The sequence below is a fragment of the Salmonella sp. GDC200615 genome (assembly GCF_050574145.1).
In the GTDB taxonomy this organism is placed as follows: Bacteria; Pseudomonadota; Gammaproteobacteria; order Enterobacterales; family Enterobacteriaceae; genus Salmonella; species Salmonella enterica.
This window is the reverse complement of sequence record NZ_CP192247.1, coordinates 2,465,751-2,484,761: the sequence shown is the minus strand read 5'-3', so window position 1 is coordinate 2,484,761 and position 19,011 is coordinate 2,465,751. Positions and strand designations below refer to the sequence as shown.

The 19,011-nt window shown below is 51.8% G+C and carries 11 protein-coding genes, 1 tRNA gene, 4 other RNA genes and 2 pseudogenes; 9 read left to right on the top strand and 9 right to left on the bottom strand.

Features of this window, described 5'->3' with window-relative positions; genetic code table 11:
• Positions 1–206 precede the first annotated feature (206 nt).
• The 5 genes and pseudogenes from ACQ29O_RS11910 to ACQ29O_RS11890 all read left to right on the top strand — a co-directional run bounded on the left by ACQ29O_RS11910 (position 207) and on the right by ACQ29O_RS11890 (position 8,638).
• Positions 207–3,950: a nitrate reductase subunit alpha gene (locus ACQ29O_RS11910; RefSeq protein WP_000032882.1), complete on the top strand. Its 3,744-nt coding sequence runs from the start codon at positions 207–209 to the stop codon at positions 3,948–3,950.
• The gene (gene narH / locus ACQ29O_RS11905) at positions 3,947–5,485 is read left to right on the top strand and encodes a nitrate reductase subunit beta (protein WP_000702615.1); all 1,539 of its coding nucleotides are present in this window, start codon (positions 3,947–3,949) and stop codon (positions 5,483–5,485) included. Before ACQ29O_RS11910 ends, narH begins: the two co-directional genes overlap by 4 nt.
• Positions 5,482–6,192, top strand: coding sequence for a nitrate reductase molybdenum cofactor assembly chaperone (gene narJ, locus ACQ29O_RS11900; RefSeq protein ID WP_000571673.1), 711 nt, complete (start codon positions 5,482–5,484; stop codon positions 6,190–6,192). Before narH ends, narJ begins: the two co-directional genes overlap by 4 nt.
• On the top strand, positions 6,192–6,869 hold the full coding sequence (narI, locus tag ACQ29O_RS11895; RefSeq protein ID WP_000545594.1) for a respiratory nitrate reductase subunit gamma: 678 nt from the start codon (positions 6,192–6,194) through the stop codon (positions 6,867–6,869). The genes narJ and narI overlap by 1 nt, the downstream gene beginning before the upstream one ends.
• Before the next feature lie 241 nt (positions 6,870–7,110).
• Positions 7,111–8,638, top strand: a pseudogene (locus ACQ29O_RS11890) (tetratricopeptide repeat protein).
• A 102-nt stretch (positions 8,639–8,740) separates the two neighbouring features.
• Here ACQ29O_RS11890 and ACQ29O_RS11885 read toward each other — a convergent pair.
• From ACQ29O_RS11885 to ACQ29O_RS11855, 7 genes are all read right to left on the bottom strand, one after another.
• Positions 8,741–8,872: non-coding RNA, RtT sRNA (locus ACQ29O_RS11885), on the bottom strand.
• 43 nt (positions 8,873–8,915) lie between these two features.
• A non-coding RNA gene (locus tag ACQ29O_RS11880) (RtT sRNA) lies at positions 8,916–9,046 on the bottom strand.
• A 43-nt stretch (positions 9,047–9,089) separates the two neighbouring features.
• A non-coding RNA gene (locus ACQ29O_RS11875) (RtT sRNA) lies at positions 9,090–9,221 on the bottom strand.
• 44 nt (positions 9,222–9,265) lie between these two features.
• Positions 9,266–9,350 (bottom strand) — tRNA-Tyr (locus ACQ29O_RS11870).
• A 28-nt stretch (positions 9,351–9,378) separates the two neighbouring features.
• Positions 9,379–9,520: non-coding RNA, RtT sRNA (locus ACQ29O_RS11865), on the bottom strand.
• A gap of 170 nt (positions 9,521–9,690) precedes the next feature.
• Positions 9,691–10,533, bottom strand: a complete 843-nt coding sequence (gene purU, locus ACQ29O_RS11860; protein ID WP_001191156.1) for a formyltetrahydrofolate deformylase — start codon at positions 10,531–10,533, stop codon at positions 9,691–9,693.
• Positions 10,534–10,583: 50 nt separating this feature from the next.
• Positions 10,584–11,042 (bottom strand): YchJ family protein, encoded by a 459-nt coding sequence (locus ACQ29O_RS11855; RefSeq protein ID WP_001540172.1) that lies wholly within the window; start codon positions 11,040–11,042, stop codon positions 10,584–10,586.
• 110 nt (positions 11,043–11,152) lie between these two features.
• On the opposite strand from ACQ29O_RS11855, the pseudogene rssA reads away from it, so the two are divergent.
• From rssA to galU, 3 genes and pseudogenes are all read left to right on the top strand, one after another.
• Positions 11,153–12,058, top strand: a pseudogene (gene rssA, locus ACQ29O_RS11850) (patatin-like phospholipase RssA).
• A gap of 90 nt (positions 12,059–12,148) precedes the next feature.
• The gene (gene rssB, locus ACQ29O_RS11845) at positions 12,149–13,162 is read left to right on the top strand and encodes a two-component system response regulator RssB (protein WP_000193432.1); all 1,014 of its coding nucleotides are present in this window, start codon (positions 12,149–12,151) and stop codon (positions 13,160–13,162) included.
• A gap of 202 nt (positions 13,163–13,364) precedes the next feature.
• Entirely contained in the window at positions 13,365–14,273 is a 909-nt protein-coding gene (gene galU / locus ACQ29O_RS11840; protein WP_000729450.1) for a UTP--glucose-1-phosphate uridylyltransferase GalU, read from the top strand.
• A gap of 131 nt (positions 14,274–14,404) precedes the next feature.
• Here the strand turns inward: galU and hns are convergent, their stop codons facing one another.
• Positions 14,405–14,818, bottom strand: coding sequence for a histone-like nucleoid-structuring protein H-NS (hns, locus tag ACQ29O_RS11835; RefSeq protein ID WP_001287383.1), 414 nt, complete (start codon positions 14,816–14,818; stop codon positions 14,405–14,407).
• A gap of 662 nt (positions 14,819–15,480) precedes the next feature.
• Here hns and tdk point away from each other — a divergent pair.
• Entirely contained in the window at positions 15,481–16,098 is a 618-nt protein-coding gene (gene tdk, locus ACQ29O_RS11830) for a thymidine kinase (RefSeq protein ID WP_000068095.1), read from the top strand.
• Between the two features lie 196 nt (positions 16,099–16,294).
• On the opposite strand, the gene adhE is transcribed toward tdk, so the two are convergent.
• Entirely contained in the window at positions 16,295–18,973 is a 2,679-nt protein-coding gene (adhE, locus tag ACQ29O_RS11825; RefSeq protein WP_253336060.1) for a bifunctional acetaldehyde-CoA/alcohol dehydrogenase, read from the bottom strand.
• Positions 18,974–19,011: the final 38 nt, after the last annotated feature.

Sequence of the window (19,011 nt, the reverse complement as noted above, 5' to 3'; positions counted from 1 at the left end):
ATTTAATTTTATGTAATTAAATCAGTAATATATATAAATAAAACTCCTCCTCCAAAAGGAGTATGCAGGAGGTTTGCGCGCCATTTGCATCCCTGTCCGCCTTGATCGTTATCAATTCTCACGCCCATTCAGCGCGTTACCTTCGCCCTTAGTTAAGCAATGTCGATTTATCAGAGAGCCGTAAGGTTCCACACAGGAGAAACCCGATGAGTAAATTCCTGGACCGGTTTCGCTACTTCAAGCAGAAGGGCGAAACCTTTGCCGATGGGCACGGCCAGCTTCTCGAAACAAACCGGGACTGGGAGGACGGATACCGCCAACGTTGGCAGCATGACAAAATTGTGCGCTCAACCCATGGGGTGAACTGCACCGGTTCTTGTAGCTGGAAAATTTATGTCAAAAATGGTCTGGTGACCTGGGAAACACAGCAAACCGATTACCCACGCACCCGTCCCGATATGCCAAACCATGAACCTCGCGGCTGCCCGCGCGGCGCAAGCTACTCCTGGTATCTCTACAGCGCTAACCGACTGAAATATCCGCTGATGCGCAAACGTCTGATGAAGATGTGGCGCGAGGCGAAAAAACTGCATCGCGATCCGGTAGAGGCATGGGCCTCCATCATTGAAGATGCCGATAAAGCCAAAAGCTTCAAACAGGCGCGTGGTCGTGGCGGCTTTGTTCGCTCCTCATGGCAGGAAGTGAACGAACTGATCGCCGCTTCCAACGTGTACACCGTGAAAACCTATGGCCCTGACCGCGTCGCGGGCTTCTCACCCATCCCGGCGATGTCGATGGTTTCCTACGCTTCCGGCGCACGTTATCTTTCACTGATTGGCGGTACCTGCCTGAGCTTCTACGACTGGTACTGCGATCTGCCGCCAGCCTCCCCGCAAACCTGGGGCGAGCAGACCGACGTGCCGGAATCCGCTGACTGGTACAACTCCAGCTATATTATCGCCTGGGGCTCTAACGTGCCGCAAACCCGTACGCCGGATGCCCACTTCTTTACCGAAGTACGTTACAAAGGCACTAAAACCGTCGCGGTGACGCCGGACTATGCTGAAATCGCCAAACTGTGCGATCTGTGGCTGGCGCCGAAGCAGGGGACCGATGCGGCGATGGCGCTGGCGATGGGCCACGTCATGCTGCGCGAGTTCCACCTCGACAACCCGCGCCAGTACTTCACCGATTATGTCCGTCGCTATACCGACATGCCAATGCTGGTGATGCTTGAAGAGCGTGATGGTTATTATGCCGCAGGTCGTATGCTGCGCGCTGCCGATCTCGTTGATTCGCTGGGGCAGGAAAATAACCCGGAATGGAAAACCGTCGCTATCAACAGCAACGGTGAAATGGTGGCGCCAAACGGTTCAATTGGTTTCCGCTGGGGCGAAAAAGGCAAATGGAACCTCGAACAGCGCGACGGGACTACCGGTGCAGAAACTGAATTGCAGCTCAGCTTGCTGGGCAGCCAGGATGAGATTGCTGACGTGGGCTTCCCGTATTTCGGCGGCGAGGGTTCAGAGTACTTTAATCATGTGGCGCTGGATAACGTCCTGCTGCATAAACTGCCGGCAAAACGTCTGCAACTGGCCGATGGTTCTTCAGCGTTAGTCACCACCGTGTATGACCTGACCATGGCGAACTATGGTCTGGAACGCGGCCTGAACGATGAAAATTGTGCCGCCAGTTATGATGATACCAAAGCGTATACGCCAGCATGGGCCGAGCAGATCACCGGCGTGCCGCGGGCGCAGATCATCCGTATCGCACGGGAGTTCGCCGATAACGCGGACAAAACGCACGGGCGTTCAATGATTATCGTTGGCGCCGGTCTGAACCACTGGTATCACCTCGATATGAACTATCGCGGGCTGATCAATATGTTGGTGTTCTGTGGTTGCGTTGGTCAGAGCGGCGGCGGTTGGGCGCACTACGTCGGCCAGGAAAAACTGCGTCCGCAGACCGGCTGGCAGCCGCTGGCGTTTGCCCTTGACTGGCAGCGTCCGGCGCGTCACATGAATAGCACCTCTTACTTCTATAACCACTCCAGCCAGTGGCGCTACGAGACGGTGACCGCCGAGGAATTACTGTCGCCGATGGCGGACAAATCCCGCTATAGCGGCCATCTGATTGACTTCAATGTGCGCGCCGAGCGTATGGGCTGGTTGCCGTCGGCACCGCAGTTAGGTACCAACCCGCTGTATATTGCGCGTGAAGCGGAAAAAGCCGGTATGACGCCGGTAGATTATACCGTCAAATCCCTGAAAGAGGGTTCGATTCGCTTTGCCGCCGAGCAGCCGGAAAACGGTAAAAACCACCCGCGTAACCTGTTCATCTGGCGTTCAAACCTGCTTGGGTCTTCCGGTAAAGGTCACGAGTATATGCTGAAATATCTGCTGGGTACTGAGCATGGTATTCAGGGGCTGGATCTGGGTAAACAGGGCGGTGTGAAGCCGGAAGAAGTGGAGTGGCGTGACAATGGCCTGGACGGCAAACTGGATCTGGTGGTGACGCTGGACTTCCGCCTGTCGAGCACCTGCCTGTACTCCGATATCGTACTGCCGACCGCCACCTGGTATGAAAAAGACGATATGAATACCTCGGATATGCATCCGTTTATTCATCCGCTGTCTGCCGCCGTAGATCCGGCCTGGGAATCGAAAAGCGACTGGGAAATCTACAAAGGCATTGCGAAGAAATTCTCCGAAGTCTGTGTAGGTCACCTGGGTAAAGAGACTGACGTCGTGACGCTGCCGATCCAGCACGATTCTGCCGCTGAACTGGCGCAGCCGCTGGACGTGAAAGACTGGAAAAAAGGCGAATGCGATCTGATTCCAGGGAAAACCGCGCCGCACATCATGACCGTTGAGCGCGATTACCCGGCGACTTACGAACGCTTTACCTCTATCGGCCCGCTGATGGAGAAAATCGGCAACGGCGGGAAAGGGATTGCCTGGAACACGCAGAGCGAAATGGACTTGCTGCGTAAGCTCAATTACACCAAAGCGGACGGTCCGGCGAAAGGCCAGCCGATGCTCAACACGGCGATTGACGCGGCAGAGATGATCCTGACGTTAGCGCCGGAAACCAACGGTCAGGTGGCGGTGAAAGCCTGGGCGGCGCTGAGCGAGTTTACCGGTCGCGACCATACGCATCTGGCAACCAATAAAGAAGAAGAGAAAATCCGCTTCCGCGATATTCAGGCCCAGCCGCGCAAAATTATCTCCAGCCCGACCTGGTCTGGTCTGGAAGATGAGCATGTTTCTTATAACGCCGGTTATACCAACGTTCACGAGCTGATCCCGTGGCGTACGCTGTCTGGTCGTCAACAGTTGTATCAGGATCACCAGTGGATGCGCGACTTCGGCGAAAGTCTGCTGGTGTATCGCCCACCGATCGACACCCGCTCGGTGAAAGCGGTGATGGGGCGTAAATCCAACGGTAATCCGGAGAAGGCGCTCAACTTCCTGACGCCGCACCAGAAATGGGGTATCCACTCGACCTACAGCGATAACCTGTTGATGCTGACCTTGTCGCGTGGCGGCCCGATTGTATGGATGAGCGAAACCGACGCCAAAGATCTGGGCATTGAAGATAACGACTGGATCGAAGTCTTCAACAGCAACGGCGCATTGACCGCACGCGCAGTGGTCAGCCAGCGTGTACCGACGGGCATGACCATGATGTACCACGCGCAGGAACGTATCGTAAACCTGCCGGGGTCGGAAATTACCCAGCAGCGCGGCGGTATTCATAACTCGGTGACGCGCATTACGCCGAAACCGACCCATATGATCGGCGGCTATGCGCAGTTAGCCTACGGCTTTAACTACTACGGTACCGTCGGCTCCAACCGCGATGAGTTTGTGGTGGTACGTAAGATGAAGAACATTAACTGGTTGGATGGCGAAGGCAATGACCAGGTACAGGAGAGCGTAAAATGAAAATTCGTTCACAAGTCGGCATGGTGCTGAATCTCGATAAGTGCATCGGCTGTCATACCTGTTCAGTCACCTGTAAAAACGTCTGGACCAGTCGCGAAGGTATGGAATACGCGTGGTTCAACAACGTAGAAAGTAAGCCTGGCGTTGGTTTTCCGAATGACTGGGAAAATCAGGAAAAATGGAAAGGCGGCTGGATCCGCAAAATCAACGGCAAACTACAGCCGCGCATGGGCAACCGGGCGCTGCTGCTGGGTAAAATCTTCGCTAACCCGCATCTGCCGGGCATCGACGACTACTACGAGCCGTTTGATTACGACTACCAGAACCTGCATACCGCGCCGGAAGGCAGCAAACATCAGCCGATCGCGCGTCCGCGCTCGCTGATTACCGGCCAGCGGATGGACAAAATTACCAGCGGGCCAAACTGGGAAGAGATTCTGGGCGGCGAGTTCGAAAAACGCGCCAAAGACCAGAACTTCGAAAACATGCAGAAGGCGATGTACGGCCAGTTCGAAAACACCTTCATGATGTACTTGCCGCGCCTGTGCGAGCACTGCCTCAATCCGGCGTGCGTGGCGACCTGCCCAAGCGGTGCCATCTACAAGCGTGAAGAAGACGGCATTGTGCTGATCGACCAGGACAAGTGCCGCGGCTGGCGGATGTGTATTACCGGCTGCCCGTACAAGAAGATCTACTTCAACTGGAAGAGCGGCAAATCTGAAAAATGCATCTTCTGCTATCCGCGTATTGAAGCGGGTCAGCCGACTGTTTGCTCGGAAACCTGCGTGGGCCGTATCCGTTATCTTGGCGTACTGCTGTATGACGCCGATGCCATTGAAAGCGCCGCCAGTACGGAAAACGAAAAAGATCTGTACCAGCGTCAACTGGACGTGTTCCTCGATCCGAACGATCCGGCTGTCATTGAGCAGGCGTTGAAGGACGGCGTGCCGCAGAGCGTGATCGATGCGGCGCAGCAATCGCCAGTATACAAAATGGCGATGGACTGGAAGCTGGCGCTGCCGCTGCATCCGGAATACCGCACGCTGCCGATGGTCTGGTACGTGCCGCCTTTGTCACCGATTCAGTCTGCCGCCGACGCGGGTGAACTGGGCAGCAACGGTATTCTGCCGGATGTAGACAGTCTGCGTATCCCGGTGCAGTACCTGGCGAATTTGTTGACCGCTGGCGACACTCAGCCGGTACTGTTGGCGCTGAAACGGATGCTGGCGATGCGTCACTACAAACGTGCGGAAACCGTAGACGGTAAAGTGGATACCCGCGCGCTGGAAGAGGTGGGTTTAAGCGAAGCCCAGGCGCAGGAAATGTATCGTTACCTGGCAATTGCTAATTATGAAGATCGCTTTGTGGTGCCGAGCAGCCATCGTGAACTGGCGCGTGACGCATTCCCGGAGAAAAGCGGTTGTGGCTTTACCTTCGGCGATGGTTGCCACGGGTCTGATACCAAATTCAATCTGTTCAACAGCCGCCGCATCGACGCTGTTGATGTGACCAGCAAAACGGAGCCGCACGCATGATTGAACTCGTCATTGTTTCGCGTCTGCTCGAGTACCCGGATGCTGCCCTGTGGCAGCATCAGCAGGAGTTGTTCGATGCGCTCGCGTCATCTGAGAACCTGGAGAAAGAGGATGCCCAGACTCTGGGCGTTTTCCTGCGCGATTTAACCGCGCAGGACCTGCTGGATGTACAGGCCGCTTATAGCGAACTGTTTGACCGTGGTCGCGCCACATCGCTGCTGCTGTTTGAACATGTACACGGGGAATCCCGCGATCGCGGTCAGGCGATGGTTGACCTGATGGCACAGTATGAGCAGCACGGTTTGCAGCTCGACAGTCGCGAACTTCCCGATCATCTGCCGCTGTATCTGGAATACCTTGCGCAATTGCCGAAAAGCGAAGCGTTAGGGGGTTTACAGGATATCGCGCCGATTCTGGCGCTGCTCAGCGCACGTTTGCAACAGCGTGACAGCCGTTATGCGGTGCTGTTCGATCTGCTGTTAAAACTGGCGAATACCGTTATCGACAGCGATAAAGTGGCTGAAAAAATTGCGAATGAAGCACGTGATGATACCCCGCAGGCGTTGGATGCGGTCTGGGAAGAAGAGCAGGTGAAATTCTTCGCCGATCAAGGGTGTGGTGAGTCGGAAATCTCCGCTCACCAGCGTCGTTTTGCCGGGGCCGTGGCACCGCAATATCTGAATATCACCACCGGAGGACAGCACTAATGCACTTCCTGAATATGTTCTTCTTTGATATCTACCCGTACATTGCCGGATCGGTATTTCTGATCGGTAGCTGGTTACGTTACGACTACGGCCAGTACACCTGGCGGGCGGCTTCCAGTCAGATGCTGGATCGCAAAGGAATGAACCTGGCGTCAAACCTGTTCCACATTGGGATTCTGGGTATTTTCGCCGGTCACTTCCTGGGCATGTTAACGCCGCACTGGATGTATGAAGCTTTTCTGCCGGTCGACGTGAAGCAGAAGATGGCGATGATTGCCGGCGGCGCCTGCGGCGTGCTGACACTGGTTGGCGGTATTTTACTGCTCAAGCGTCGTCTGTTTAGCCCACGTGTCCGCGCCACCACTACCGGCGCAGATATTTTGATTCTCTCGCTGCTGGTGATTCAGTGCGCGCTGGGCCTGCTGACCATTCCGTTTTCCGCCCAGCATATGGACGGGAGTGAAATGATGAAGCTGGTCGGGTGGGCGCAGTCAGTTGTGACCTTCCACGGTGGCGCATCCGCACATCTGGACGGTGTGGCCTTTATCTTCCGTATGCACCTGGTACTGGGGATGACGCTGTTCCTGTTATTCCCATTCTCGCGCCTGGTGCATATCTGGAGCGTGCCGGTCGAGTACCTGACCCGCAAATACCAGATTGTTCGTGCACGTCACTGATTTTCTCTCGATGCCCTAAACTCCGCTTCGGCGGAGTTTTTTTATGGCTGTTTGCCGGAGTGCGGCATAAATGCCTTATCGACCGCCGCCTTGTTTCGTTTACAGCGGATCTGCCATGTCTGGCATCTGAATCCGGACTCTTTGTTTCTGAGTTTATTCAGCATCTGTGCGAGTTTTTTGTAAGCAGAAAAAGGATGATGCAGCATATAATCACGCCATAAACGACAATAAGGATAGTTGTATGCGTTTTTCATCAATTTTCAAAATAATAATATTAAATATATTTATTTCAAAAATGGCTCACTCTGCTGTCTGCGAGGAGCGCTATCCCCCCGACTCAGAAGAATGCCAGTACGTTCAGGAATTAGAGCAAAAAGCGGAACAAGGAGATGAAAGCGCGCAGTTCGCGCTTGGAAGCTGGTATGCGGAGGGGCGATATGTTAAGCCTGATTATAAACTAGCCATAAAATGGCTGGAGAAAGCGGGTAAACAAGGTTCTGATTTTTCCTATTTCATCCTTGGCTATCATTACAACTATGGTGAAAATTTTCCACTTAGTCGACAAAAAGCGCTGGAGTGGTATCGCAAGGCGGCAGAGCTAGGGGATAGTAGTGCAAGAAATCCTCGGTGACGCCTATATGTATGGCGATGGGTTTCCCCAAAATACCCAGCTAGCGCTGGAGTGGTATCGAAAAGCCGCCTCTCCAACCAATGATGCGGGCGTTGTCCGCGGCCAGGGTTCAGATTCGTCAGCACAATTTAAGCTTGGAGTAATGTACGCCCACGGTCAGGGCGTCCCTCAGGATTATCAGCAAACGGCGATCTTGATGCGTAAAGCGGCGGAAAATATGTACTACCCCGCGCAACTTTATCTCGGTGTTGCCTATTTTTATGGTGAAGGCGTGCCTCAGGATTATCGTCAGGCAGTTTACTGGCTTAATGAAGGTATACCAAGCAGCTATACGCCAGGCCACATTCCGCTGAATGCGCTCTATGATAAAGCGCATCCCGCTGACCAGGTTCACTCTCAGACGTGGTATCGAAAAACAGCGCAACGCGTGATGGCAAAGGTACAGTACAATTTTGGCGTATGGTATTACAACGGTTATCACTTATTGAAAGATCACAACCTGGCGCTGGAGTGGTATCGCAGAGCCGCAGCGCAAGGATTGGCCGAGGCGCAGGATGCGATCGGCGTGATGTTTATGCAGGGTGAGGGCGTATCTCAGGACTACCAACAGGCGCTGGCGTGGTATCGCAAAGCCGCACGCCAGGGACTGCCTGCTGCGCAAACGCATCTGGGCATCATGTCTGCTTTTGGTCGCGGCGTCGCGCAAAGCGACAGACAGGCTATCGCATGGTATCGAAAAGCAGCAAAACAGGATTTTGCGAAAGCGCAATATCAGCTTGGCGTAGCATATAGCACGGGAAGAGGCGTGCCTGAAAATAGCCGGAATGCGCTGAAGTGGTACCTTAAAGCGGCAGAGCAGGGGTTTACTCCGGCACAATTAGCGCTTGGGGAAATTTATGCTCATGGGCGCCAGGGGGTGCCTAAAGATAATAAGCAGGCCTATATTTGGTATTACATGGCAAGTATATATACGGAAAAATCTAAGGATGATTGTTCAGCGCTCATTGCCGAAAGAAACCGACTCAAGGGAACGCTTACCCCAGATCAACTTAGCGAGACATATGCCGCCTTTGATCTCATCAGGCGAAAAATCAACCAGTCAAAGGAGGCGAAAAAGATTGCCAGGAAGAAGTATTGATAAGATAGCCAATAAGCTATGGCGCCATGGTGTGAAGTCTGCCTGTGGGGTAAGGATACGGGGCAGTGCTGATTGATTTGAAATTGGTGCCTTATGAAGTCATGGTGGTGGGGGAAGGATGACTCAGCGCTGCGCGTTTCGCCCTTCGGGTCGTTGCCTGCGGCAACGCTTTCTCGCTTTCGCTCGAATCGAACCTTAGTCGAAGCTTCTCATCCTTCCCGTACAGAGAGATATGAGACACTATGCTTAACGGGGATAAGATACGCGACGGGAGTGATGGTGGTGGGGGAAGGATGACTCAGCGCTGCGCGCTTCGCCCTTCGGGTCGTTGCCTGCGGCAACGCTTTCTCGCTGCGCTCGAATCGAACCTTAATCGAAGCTTCTCATCCTTCCCGTACGGAGAGATATGAGACACTGTGCTTAACGGGGATAAGATACGCGACGGAAGTGATGGTGGTGGGGGAAGGATGACTCAGCGCTGCGCGCTTCGCCCTTCGGGTCGTTGCCGTTGGCAACGTTCTCTCGCTTTCGCTCGAGTCGAACCTTAATCGAGGGTTCTCACCCTTCCCCGACAAGTGCAGACTTCTGCATTGCTCATCGAGTTAACTACATCGCTGTAGTGAATAATGGTGGTGGGGGAAGGATTCGAACCTTCGAAGTCGATGACGGCAGATTTACAGTCTGCTCCCTTTGGCCGCTCGGGAACCCCACCACGGGATAAATTCATTATGCTGCTTGCATTCTATAGCGGGAAGGATTATTCGGAGCTAAAGCTCCTCACCCTTCGGGCCGTTGCCTGCGGCAACGTTCTCTCACTATTGCTCGAGTCGAACCTTGAAGTCGATGACGGCAGATTTGCAGTCAGCTCCCTTATGATCGCTCGGGAACCCCACCACGGGGTAATGCTTAATACTGGCCCGCTTCCTTTTGGGAAGCGGGGCGCATCATATCAAATGACACGCCGCTGTAAAGCATTCCTTTGCCTGAAATGAACTGTTTGCGTACTTTTCATCCGTAACGGATTAAAGCTAATCAATTCATATTACTGACGATTAAAGAATAATCGTCCGATTGCCGTAAACAAAGACTCGCTGTGCCAGAACCTGATACAGCGCGCGGCTTAATACGTTTTTCTCAACGTCGCGCCCGGCACGCATCATATCTTCTGCGGTGTAGGTGTGATCGACGTGAATCACGTCCTGCATAATGATTGGGCCTTCATCCAGATTATCATTCACATAGTGCGCGGTAGCGCCGATGATTTTCACGCCGCGCTCATAGGCCTGATGATAAGGACGCGCGCCGATAAACGCCGGCAGGAATGAGTGGTGGATATTGATAATTTTGTTCGGGAAGCGCGCCACAAAACCTGGCGTCAAAACACGCATATACTTGGCCAGCACTACATAGTCCGGTTGATGGGCATCAATGGCGTCCGCCATCTTCGTGTCATGCTCTTCACGCGTTAATCCCTCATGGCTGACCAGTTCGAAAGGGATCTCAAAACGTTCAACCAGCGAGCGTAACGTTTCATGGTTGCCAATGACCGCGGCGATTTCAACATCCAGCCCGCCATAGTTGGCTTTCATCAGCAGGTCGCCCAGACAATGCGCCTCTTTGGTAACCAGAATCACTACCCGACGGCGTCCGGCGGGATTGAGTTCACGAACAGAGCCTTCCGGTAAGGCGCTATCCAGATCGGCCAGGAGAGTGGAATCATTGAAGATGCCTTCCAGCTCGGTCCGCATAAAAAAGCGTCCGGTGCGATGGTCCACAAATTCATTGTTTTGCACAATATTAAGCTCGTGCTTATAGCAAATGTTGGTAATCCGCGCGATAAGGCCTTTTTGATCGGGACAAATAGTACGCAGAACTTTACGTTGTAGTGATTGCATTGCCGGAAAAATCCTGTTGAGAGTGTTTGCTGTATCGATACTGTCAGGCGTCACTGGCCGCAGCACTTTTTAAATTTTTTGCCTGAACCGCACGGGCAGGGATCATTTCGACCCAACTGCGGGCGGGTACCGTCAATATAATACCACTGACCGTTTTCTTTGATAAAACGAGAACGTTCGATAATCGCCCCGGTTTTCCCTTGTTCGGAAAAACGCGCGATAAAACTAACATACCCTGTATTTTCTGCTTCTGACCAGGTATGTTCAAAAATAGTCAGGCCGAGCCACCTGGTATTGGCAAATCCGGCGATGATATCATCACGAAACGCGGCCGCATTGCAGGTTGGATGCCAGCTCTTAATTAAGTAATCTGCGTCTTTCATCACAAAAGCGCAGTAACGAGAGCGCATGAGATGTGACGGATCGGGTGCTACTCGTTCTCCGGACACAATACGACCACAACATAGGCTATACTCGTCAGCGCTACCACAGGGACAAGGCTGAGACACAATAATCTCCCTGAATATAAAAAACGGCGTTGAACGCCAGGGTGGCATTATGTTAACTGAGCAGTGGCGATGTTGCTACGTCTTGAAGCCAGGGGAAGTCGTTAAGTACGATGAGAAAAATGAAAATAGGGCTGGCGCTGGGATCTGGCGCAGCGAGAGGATGGTCTCATATTGGGGTCATCAAAGCCCTCAAGCAAACAGGCATTGATATTGATATCGTTGCAGGATGCTCAATAGGTTCGCTGGTCGGCGCCGCGTATGCCTGTAATAAATTATCGGCGCTTGAACAGTGGGTATGTTCATTCCGCTACTGGGATGTTTTACGCCTGATGGATGTATCCTGGGGCAGAGGAGGGTTGCTTCGCGGCGAACGCGTATTTAATCACTATCGGGATATTATGCCCGTCACGGATTTTGACCACTGTTCAAGACGTTTTGGCGCGGTCGCGACGAATCTTAGCACGGGACGAGAGCTATGGTTTACTGAAGGCGATCTACACCTTGCTGTATGCGCGTCGTGCAGTATGCCAGGGCTGATGTCTCCGGTTGAGCATAACGGTTACTGGCTGGTAGATGGCGCAGTCGTTAATCCGGTACCTGTTTCGTTAACCAGGGCGCTGGGGGCTGATATCGTTATTGCGGTAGACCTGCAACATGATGCCCACCTCATGCAGCAAGATTTGCTCTCTGTAAATGTCGGGAATATCAATGAAGAGAGCGATGATGCGCTGCCCTGGCATAAGCGTTTAAAAGAACGTTTCAGTAGCCTGACTTCACGCCGTGGCGTGAGTTCGCCTGGGGCAATGGAAATCATGACAACCTCCATCTAGGTGTTGGAAAATCGTCTTAAACGTAACCGTATGGCTGGCGATCCGCCTGATATTCTCATTCAACCATTCTGTCCGCAAATCTCAACGCTGGATTTTCATCGCGCCCATGCCGCTATTGCGGCGGGTCAGTTAGCCGTAGAGAAAAAGATGGACGAACTTATACCCTTGGTGCGTACCGACGTTTAATGTACCTTTTACGATCACTTAAGCAAATTCTGACAGGCGCAAGCGGCAATACCATGCCACTATTGATTAAAGCCAGTCAGGGGAGAGAACATGACGCAGCCATTGGTCGGAAAACAGATTCTTATTGTTGAAGACGAGCCTGTATTTCGCTCGCTTCTGGATTCGTGGTTTTCCTCTTTGGGAGCGACAACGGCATTGGCAGGCGACGGGGTAGATGCCCTGGAGTTGATGGGGCGTTTTACCCCTGATCTCATGATATGTGATATCGCTATGCCGAGAATGAACGGTCTCAAACTGGTAGAAAACTTACGTAATCGCGGAGACCAGACGCCTATTCTGGTTATTTCCGCAACAGAAAATATGGCGGATATCGCCAAAGCGTTACGCCTTGGGGTTGAAGATGTCTTGCTGAAGCCGGTAAAAGATCTCAACCGCTTGCGGGAAACCGTATTCGCTTGCTTGTACCCTAATATGTTTAACTCGCGGGTTGAAGAAGAAGAACGCCTGTTTCGTGACTGGGATGCAATGGTGAGTAATCCGACCGCCGCAGCGCAATTGTTGCAGGAATTGCAGCCCCCGGTACAGCAGGTGATTTCTCATTGCCGCATTAATTACCGGCAGCTCGTCTCCGCCGATCAGCCTGGACTGGTGCTGGATATTGCGCCGCTATCTGATAACGAACTGGCATTTTATTGCCTGGATGTCACCCGGGCGGGCGATAACGGCGTGTTAGCCGCATTGTTGCTGCGGGCGCTATTTAACGGCTTATTGCAGGATCAGCTCGGCCAACAAAAGCACCGTTTACCGGAGTTAGGCGCGCTATTAAAACAGGTAAATCATCTGCTCAGACAAGCCAATTTACCTGGGCAATTCCCGCTATTTGTCGGCTACTATCACAGTGAGCTCAAAAATTTGATTCTCGTCTCCGCCGGATTGAACGCCACCTTAAATACGGGCGCTCATCAGGTTCAAATTAGCAGCGGCGTGCCGCTAGGAACATTGGGTAACGCCTACCTTAACCAATTAAGCCAGCGTTGCGACTCGTGGCAGTGTCAAATATGGGGCGCAGGAGGGCGTCTGCGATTGATGTTGTCTGCGGAATGACCAAACGGAAGAGTGAGCGGAAATTGCTTTACCGGCCTTTCCCGACGAGTGTTACTATCTGCGGCAGATTTATAAGTATTTGTCTTAATTATACCAATATAAGTCCTTTTTGGACCTGAGGCTTGTTCTGGTACTGATATACTGGAACACGATACAGATTAATGAACACGTTCAATACATGAACAGTCCAGGAGAATTTTAAATGGCTGCCCTTAATTCGAAAGTCAAAAAAGCCGTTATCCCGGTCGCGGGATTGGGAACCAGGATGCTGCCAGCGACCAAAGCTATCCCGAAAGAGATGCTGCCGCTGGTTGATAAGCCATTAATTCAGTACGTCGTGAACGAATGTATCGCTGCTGGCATTACTGAAATCGTGCTTGTTACGCACTCGTCTAAAAACTCTATTGAAAACCACTTTGATACCAGTTTTGAGCTGGAAGCGATGCTGGAAAAACGCGTTAAGCGTCAGCTTCTGGAGGAGGTTCAGTCTATTTGCCCTCCGCATGTCACTATTATGCAGGTACGTCAAGGGCTGGCAAAAGGCCTGGGCCATGCCGTATTGTGCGCGCATCCCGTTGTCGGAAACGAACCTGTCGCTGTTATTCTGCCAGACGTTATTCTTGACGAATATGAGTCCGACCTGTCTCAGGATAACCTGGCTGAAATGATCCGCCGTTTCGATGAAACCGGCAATAGCCAGATTATGGTTGAGCCAGTAGAAGATGTGACTGCATACGGCGTGGTCGATTGTAAAGGCGTTGAGCTGGCACCGGGCGAAAGTGTGCCGATGGTTGGCGTGGTTGAAAAACCAAAAGCGGATGTCGCGCCGTCTAACCTTGCGATTGTCGGGCGTTATGTGTTGAGCGCGGATATCTGGGCGTTGCTGGCGAAAACCCCTCCGGGCGCCGGGGATGAAATTCAGTTGACCGATGCTATCGATATGCTGATCGAAAAAGAAACGGTTGAAGCCTACCACATGAAGGGTAAAAGCCATGACTGTGGTAATAAGTTAGGATATATGCAGGCATTCGTTGAATATGGCATCCGTCATAATTCGCTGGGTGCTGAATTTAAAGCCTGGCTTGAAGAAGAAATGGGTATTAAGAAGTAACGATACGTTATAAATTTTTTAACAGAAGCGCTGGTAAATCCGGCGCTTTTTTTATGCCTGGGGTCGTCAGCGGAGAACTCAGGCAAAAAAAATCCCGCCAGCGGCGGGATTTTAAGCATCCAGGAAGTAAATTATTCCTTGATCAGGAAATCTTCCAGTTGCTTACCTTGTTCTTCCATTGCTTTTTTGATTACAGCCGGTGTACGACCCTGGCCAGTCCAGGTTTTAGTTTCACCGTTTTCGTCAACATAGCTATATTTAGCCGGACGAGCTGCGCGTTTAGCTTTGGTACCGGATTTAGCGGCAGCCATGCTATTCAGCAGTTCATTCGGGTCAATGCCGTCGGCAATTAACATTTCACGATACTGTTGCAGTTTACGAGTGCGTTCTTCCACTTCAGCAGCAGCAGCGCTTTCTTCTTCACGACGCTCATTAACGACAACTTCTAATTTTTCCAGCATTTCTTCAAGCGTTTCCAGAGTACATTCTCTTGCCTGCGCACGAAGAGTACGGATGTTGTTCAGAATTTTAAGTGCTTCGCTCATTGTAGTAATCTCAAACTTATATTGGGGTGGTTTGTTGAGCTAATAATAGAGCGATAAATTCAGTTGTGCAATAGCCAGGAATGTAAGGAATTCAAAATTACGCTTTATTAAGCACACGTTTTAATTATCTCAACTTAAATTTTCCTTGAGGCGCCGCACAAAAAAGAGCTTATTGGCAGGGGGGATACTCACCGTCTGTCGCTAAAAATTTAGGAGTCAGGTCACATTTTATCATGATGAAATACGATCTCATTGCTGAGATATCAATCTCTTGTATTAGATTTCCTTACAAGAAAACCCTATTACTTTGCACCGGGTATGAGTAACGGTAACAATAAGTACAAGGTTTTCATATTGGCGGGTGATGATAAGCATTGTTGATGAATTTTAACGGCATAATTTGTGAAGGAATGTGTATATACCCTTCATACTTCAAGTTGCTTATGCGTTGGCTACGCTCGCTCACTCCAGTCACATAGTTATCTATGCTCCTAGGGACTCACTCCCTTGCCGCCTTTAAGCAACGCGAATTATTTTGGGTATAGTGAGCGATGTTTGTACAATTCTTAATACTCACCGGAGCGCGAGCCGCGCCGTCGCGTCGGTAAATTATGGTACAATCCCGCCAATCTTTATTTCACTCAGGTGAGGTCCTGCGACCAATGGCACAGCTATATTTCTACTATTCGGCAATGAATGCGGGTAAGTCGACTGCACTGCTGCAATCTTCATACAATTATCAGGAACGCGGGATGCGTACCGTCGTATATACGGCGGAAATCGACGATCGTTTCGGCGCAGGCAAAGTCAGCTCTCGTATCGGTTTGTCGTCGCCGGCAAAATTGTTTAACCAAAATACATCCTTGTTTGAAGAGATTCGTGCCGAGAGCGCGCGGCAGACAATACATTGCGTGTTAGTCGACGAAAGCCAGTTTTTGACTCGCCAGCAGGTTTATCAATTATCCGAGGTTGTCGACAAATTAGATATTCCAGTACTTTGCTATGGGCTACGAACAGACTTTCGTGGGGAGCTCTTTGTCGGCAGCCAATACTTGCTGGCATGGTCAGATAAGCTGGTGGAATTAAAAACTATCTGTTTCTGCGGTCGTAAAGCCAGTATGGTTCTGCGCCTTGATCAGGACGGCAGGCCTTATAACGAAGGCGAACAGGTGGTTATTGGCGGGAATGAACGCTACGTTTCAGTTTGCCGTAAGCATTATAAGGACGCGCTGGAGGAGGACTCACTGACGGCGATTCAGGAGCGTCATCGGCACATATGATACCTGAGGTAAAGATCGGCTTATAAAACGCCCTGTAGCGCTTTGGAGGTCATTATTCAGGCCTCCTGACGAAGGGCGTGCCGTGAGCACGTAGGCCAGATGATCAGCATAGCGCCTTCAGGCATCAGATAAACAGGTAAAACAAAAAAACGGCCTCAATTGAGGCCGTTATTGTCATGCTAAAACAGATAACGAATTAAGCGGATTTTTTCGCTTTTTTCTCTGCTTTCGGTGCGGCAACGACGTCTTTCTTCGCTGCAACTTCACCTTCGGTGAAATCACGACCGTAGTAGGTATCCAGCAGAATCTGTTTCAGTTCGGAGATCAGTGGATAACGCGGGTTAGCGCCGGTGCACTGGTCATCGAAGGCATCTTCAGACAGTTTGTCAACGTGTGCCAGGAAGTCAGCTTCCTGCACGCCTGCTTCACGGATAGACTTAGGAATACCCAGCTCAGCTTTAATGCTTTCCAGCCATGCCAGCAGTTTTTCAATCTTAGCGGCGGTACGGTCGCCCGGCGCGCTCAGGCCCAGGTGGTCAGCAATTTCAGCGTAACGACGGCGTGCCTGCGGACGATCGTACTGGCTGAAAGCGGTCTGCTTGGTCGGGTTGTCATTCGCGTTGTAGCGGATAACGTTACAAATCAGCAGGGCGTTCGCCAGACCGTGCGGAATGTGGAACTGAGAGCCCAGTTTGTGCGCCATGGAGTGACATACACCGAGGAAGGCGTTGGCAAACGCGATACCGGCGATAGTCGCTGCACTGTGAACACGTTCACGCGCAACCGGGTTTTTAGACCCTTCGTGGTAAGACGCCGGCAGGTTTTCTTTCAGCAGTTTCAGAGCCTGAAGAGCCTGACCGTCAGAGAACTCAGAAGCCAGTACGGAAACGTAAGCTTCCAGGGCGTGAGTTACCGCATCCAGACCACCGAACGCACACAGGGACTTCGGCATATCCATCACCAGGTTGGCGTCGACAATCGCCATATCCGGGGTCAGGGCGTAGTCAGCCAGCGGATATTTCTGACCGGTTGCATCGTCGGTCACAACCGCAAACGGTGTGACTTCAGAACCGGTACCGGAAGTGGTGGTGACGGCGATCATTTTCGCTTTCACGCCCATTTTCGGGAACTTGTAGATACGTTTACGGATGTCCATAAAGCGCAGCGCCAGCTCTTCGAAGTGAGTTTCCGGATGTTCGTACATGACCCACATGATTTTCGCGGCGTCCATCGGGGAACCGCCGCCCAGCGCGATGATCACGTCTGGTTTGAAGGAGTTCGCCAGCTCAGCGCCTTTGCGCACAACGCTCAGAGTCGGGTCGGCTTCAACTTCGAAGAAGACTTCGGTTTCAACGCCAGCCGCTTTCAGCACAGAGGTGATCTGGTCTGCATAGCCGTTGTTGAACAGGAAGCGGTCAGTCACGATGAGCGCACGTTTGTGGCCATCAGTAATCACTTCATCCAGCGCGATGGGCAGAGAGCCACGGCGGAAGTAGATAGATTTCGGAAGTTTGTGCCACAACATGTTTTCAGCTCGCTTAGCAACGGTTTTCTTGTTGATCAGGTGTTTCGGACCAACGTTTTCAGAGATGGAGTTACCACCCCAGGAACCACAACCCAACGTCAGGGAAGGTGCGAGTTTGAAGTTGTACAGGTCACCGATACCACCCTGAGAGGCCGGAGTGTTGATCAGGATACGCGCGGTTTTCATCATCTGACCGAAGTAAGCAACGCGTTCTGGCTGGTTATCCTGGTCAGTGTACAGGCAGGAGGTGTGACCGATACCGCCCATAGCGACCAGTTTTTCTGCTTTTTCTACCGCTTCTTCGAAATCTTTCGCACGGTACATCGCCAGAGTCGGAGACAGTTTTTCGTGTGCGAACGGTTCGCTTTCATCAACGACCGTAACTTCACCGATCAGAGTCTTGGTGGTTTCTGGTACGGAGAAGCCTGCCAGTTCAGCAATTTTGTAGGCTGGCTGACCGACGATAGCGGCGTTCAGAGCGCCATTTTTCAGGATAACGTTTTGAACCGCTTTCAGCTCCTGGCCCTGCAGCATGTAGCCGCCGTGGCTGGCGAAACGTTCGCGAACGGCATCATAGACGGAATCAACAACGACAACAGACTGTTCAGAAGCACAGATTACGCCGTTATCAAAGGTTTTAGACATCAGAACAGACGCCACAGCGCGTTTGATATCCGCAGTTTCATCAATGACAACCGGAGTGTTGCCTGCGCCTACGCCGATAGCCGGTTTACCGGAGCTGTATGCAGCTTTAACCATGCCTGGACCGCCAGTGGCGAGGATCAGGTTAATATCCGGGTGGTGCATCAACGCGTTAGACAGTTCTACGGAAGGTTGATCGATCCAGCCAATCAGATCTTTCGGCGCGCCGGCAGCGATAGCCGCTTGCAGAACGATGTCTGCCGCTTTGTTGGTTGCTTCTTTAGCACGCGGATGCGGAGAAAAGATGATGGCGTTACGGGTCTTCAGGCTAATCAGCGATTTGAAGATCGCGGTAGAGGTCGGGTTAGTGGTTGGAACGATACCGCAAATAATGCCGATAGGTTCGGCAATGGTGATGGTCCCGAAGGTGTCGTCTTCAGACAGCACACCGCAGGTTTTTTCATCTTTATAAGCATTGTAAATATATTCAGAAGCGAAGTGGTTTTTAATCACTTTGTCTTCCACGATGCCCATACCGGATTCGGCGACGGCCATTTTGGCCAGCGGAATGCGGGCATCAGCGGCTGCCAGAGCGGCGGCGCGGAAGATTTTGTCGACCTGTTCTTGAGTGAAACTGGCATATTCACGCTGGGCTTTTTTTACACGCTCTACGAGTGCGTTAAGTTCAGCGACATTAGTAACAGCCATAATGCTCTCCTGATAATGTTAAACTTTTTTAGTAAATC

Coding starts and splice junctions, on each gene's coding strand:
- rssB (WP_000193432.1), top strand. CDS start 12,149: ATGACGCAGCCATTGGTCGGAAAACAGATTCTTATTGTTGAAGACGAG.
- narH (WP_000702615.1), top strand. CDS start 3,947: ATGAAAATTCGTTCACAAGTCGGCATGGTGCTGAATCTCGATAAGTGC.
- hns (WP_001287383.1), bottom strand. CDS start 14,818: ATGAGCGAAGCACTTAAAATTCTGAACAACATCCGTACTCTTCGTGCG.
- purU (WP_001191156.1), bottom strand. CDS start 10,533: ATGCAATCACTACAACGTAAAGTTCTGCGTACTATTTGTCCCGATCAA.
- galU (WP_000729450.1), top strand. CDS start 13,365: ATGGCTGCCCTTAATTCGAAAGTCAAAAAAGCCGTTATCCCGGTCGCG.
- adhE (WP_253336060.1), bottom strand. CDS start 18,973: ATGGCTGTTACTAATGTCGCTGAACTTAACGCACTCGTAGAGCGTGTA.
- narI (WP_000545594.1), top strand. CDS start 6,192: ATGCACTTCCTGAATATGTTCTTCTTTGATATCTACCCGTACATTGCC.
- narJ (WP_000571673.1), top strand. CDS start 5,482: ATGATTGAACTCGTCATTGTTTCGCGTCTGCTCGAGTACCCGGATGCT.
- ACQ29O_RS11910 (WP_000032882.1), top strand. CDS start 207: ATGAGTAAATTCCTGGACCGGTTTCGCTACTTCAAGCAGAAGGGCGAA.
- tdk (WP_000068095.1), top strand. CDS start 15,481: ATGGCACAGCTATATTTCTACTATTCGGCAATGAATGCGGGTAAGTCG.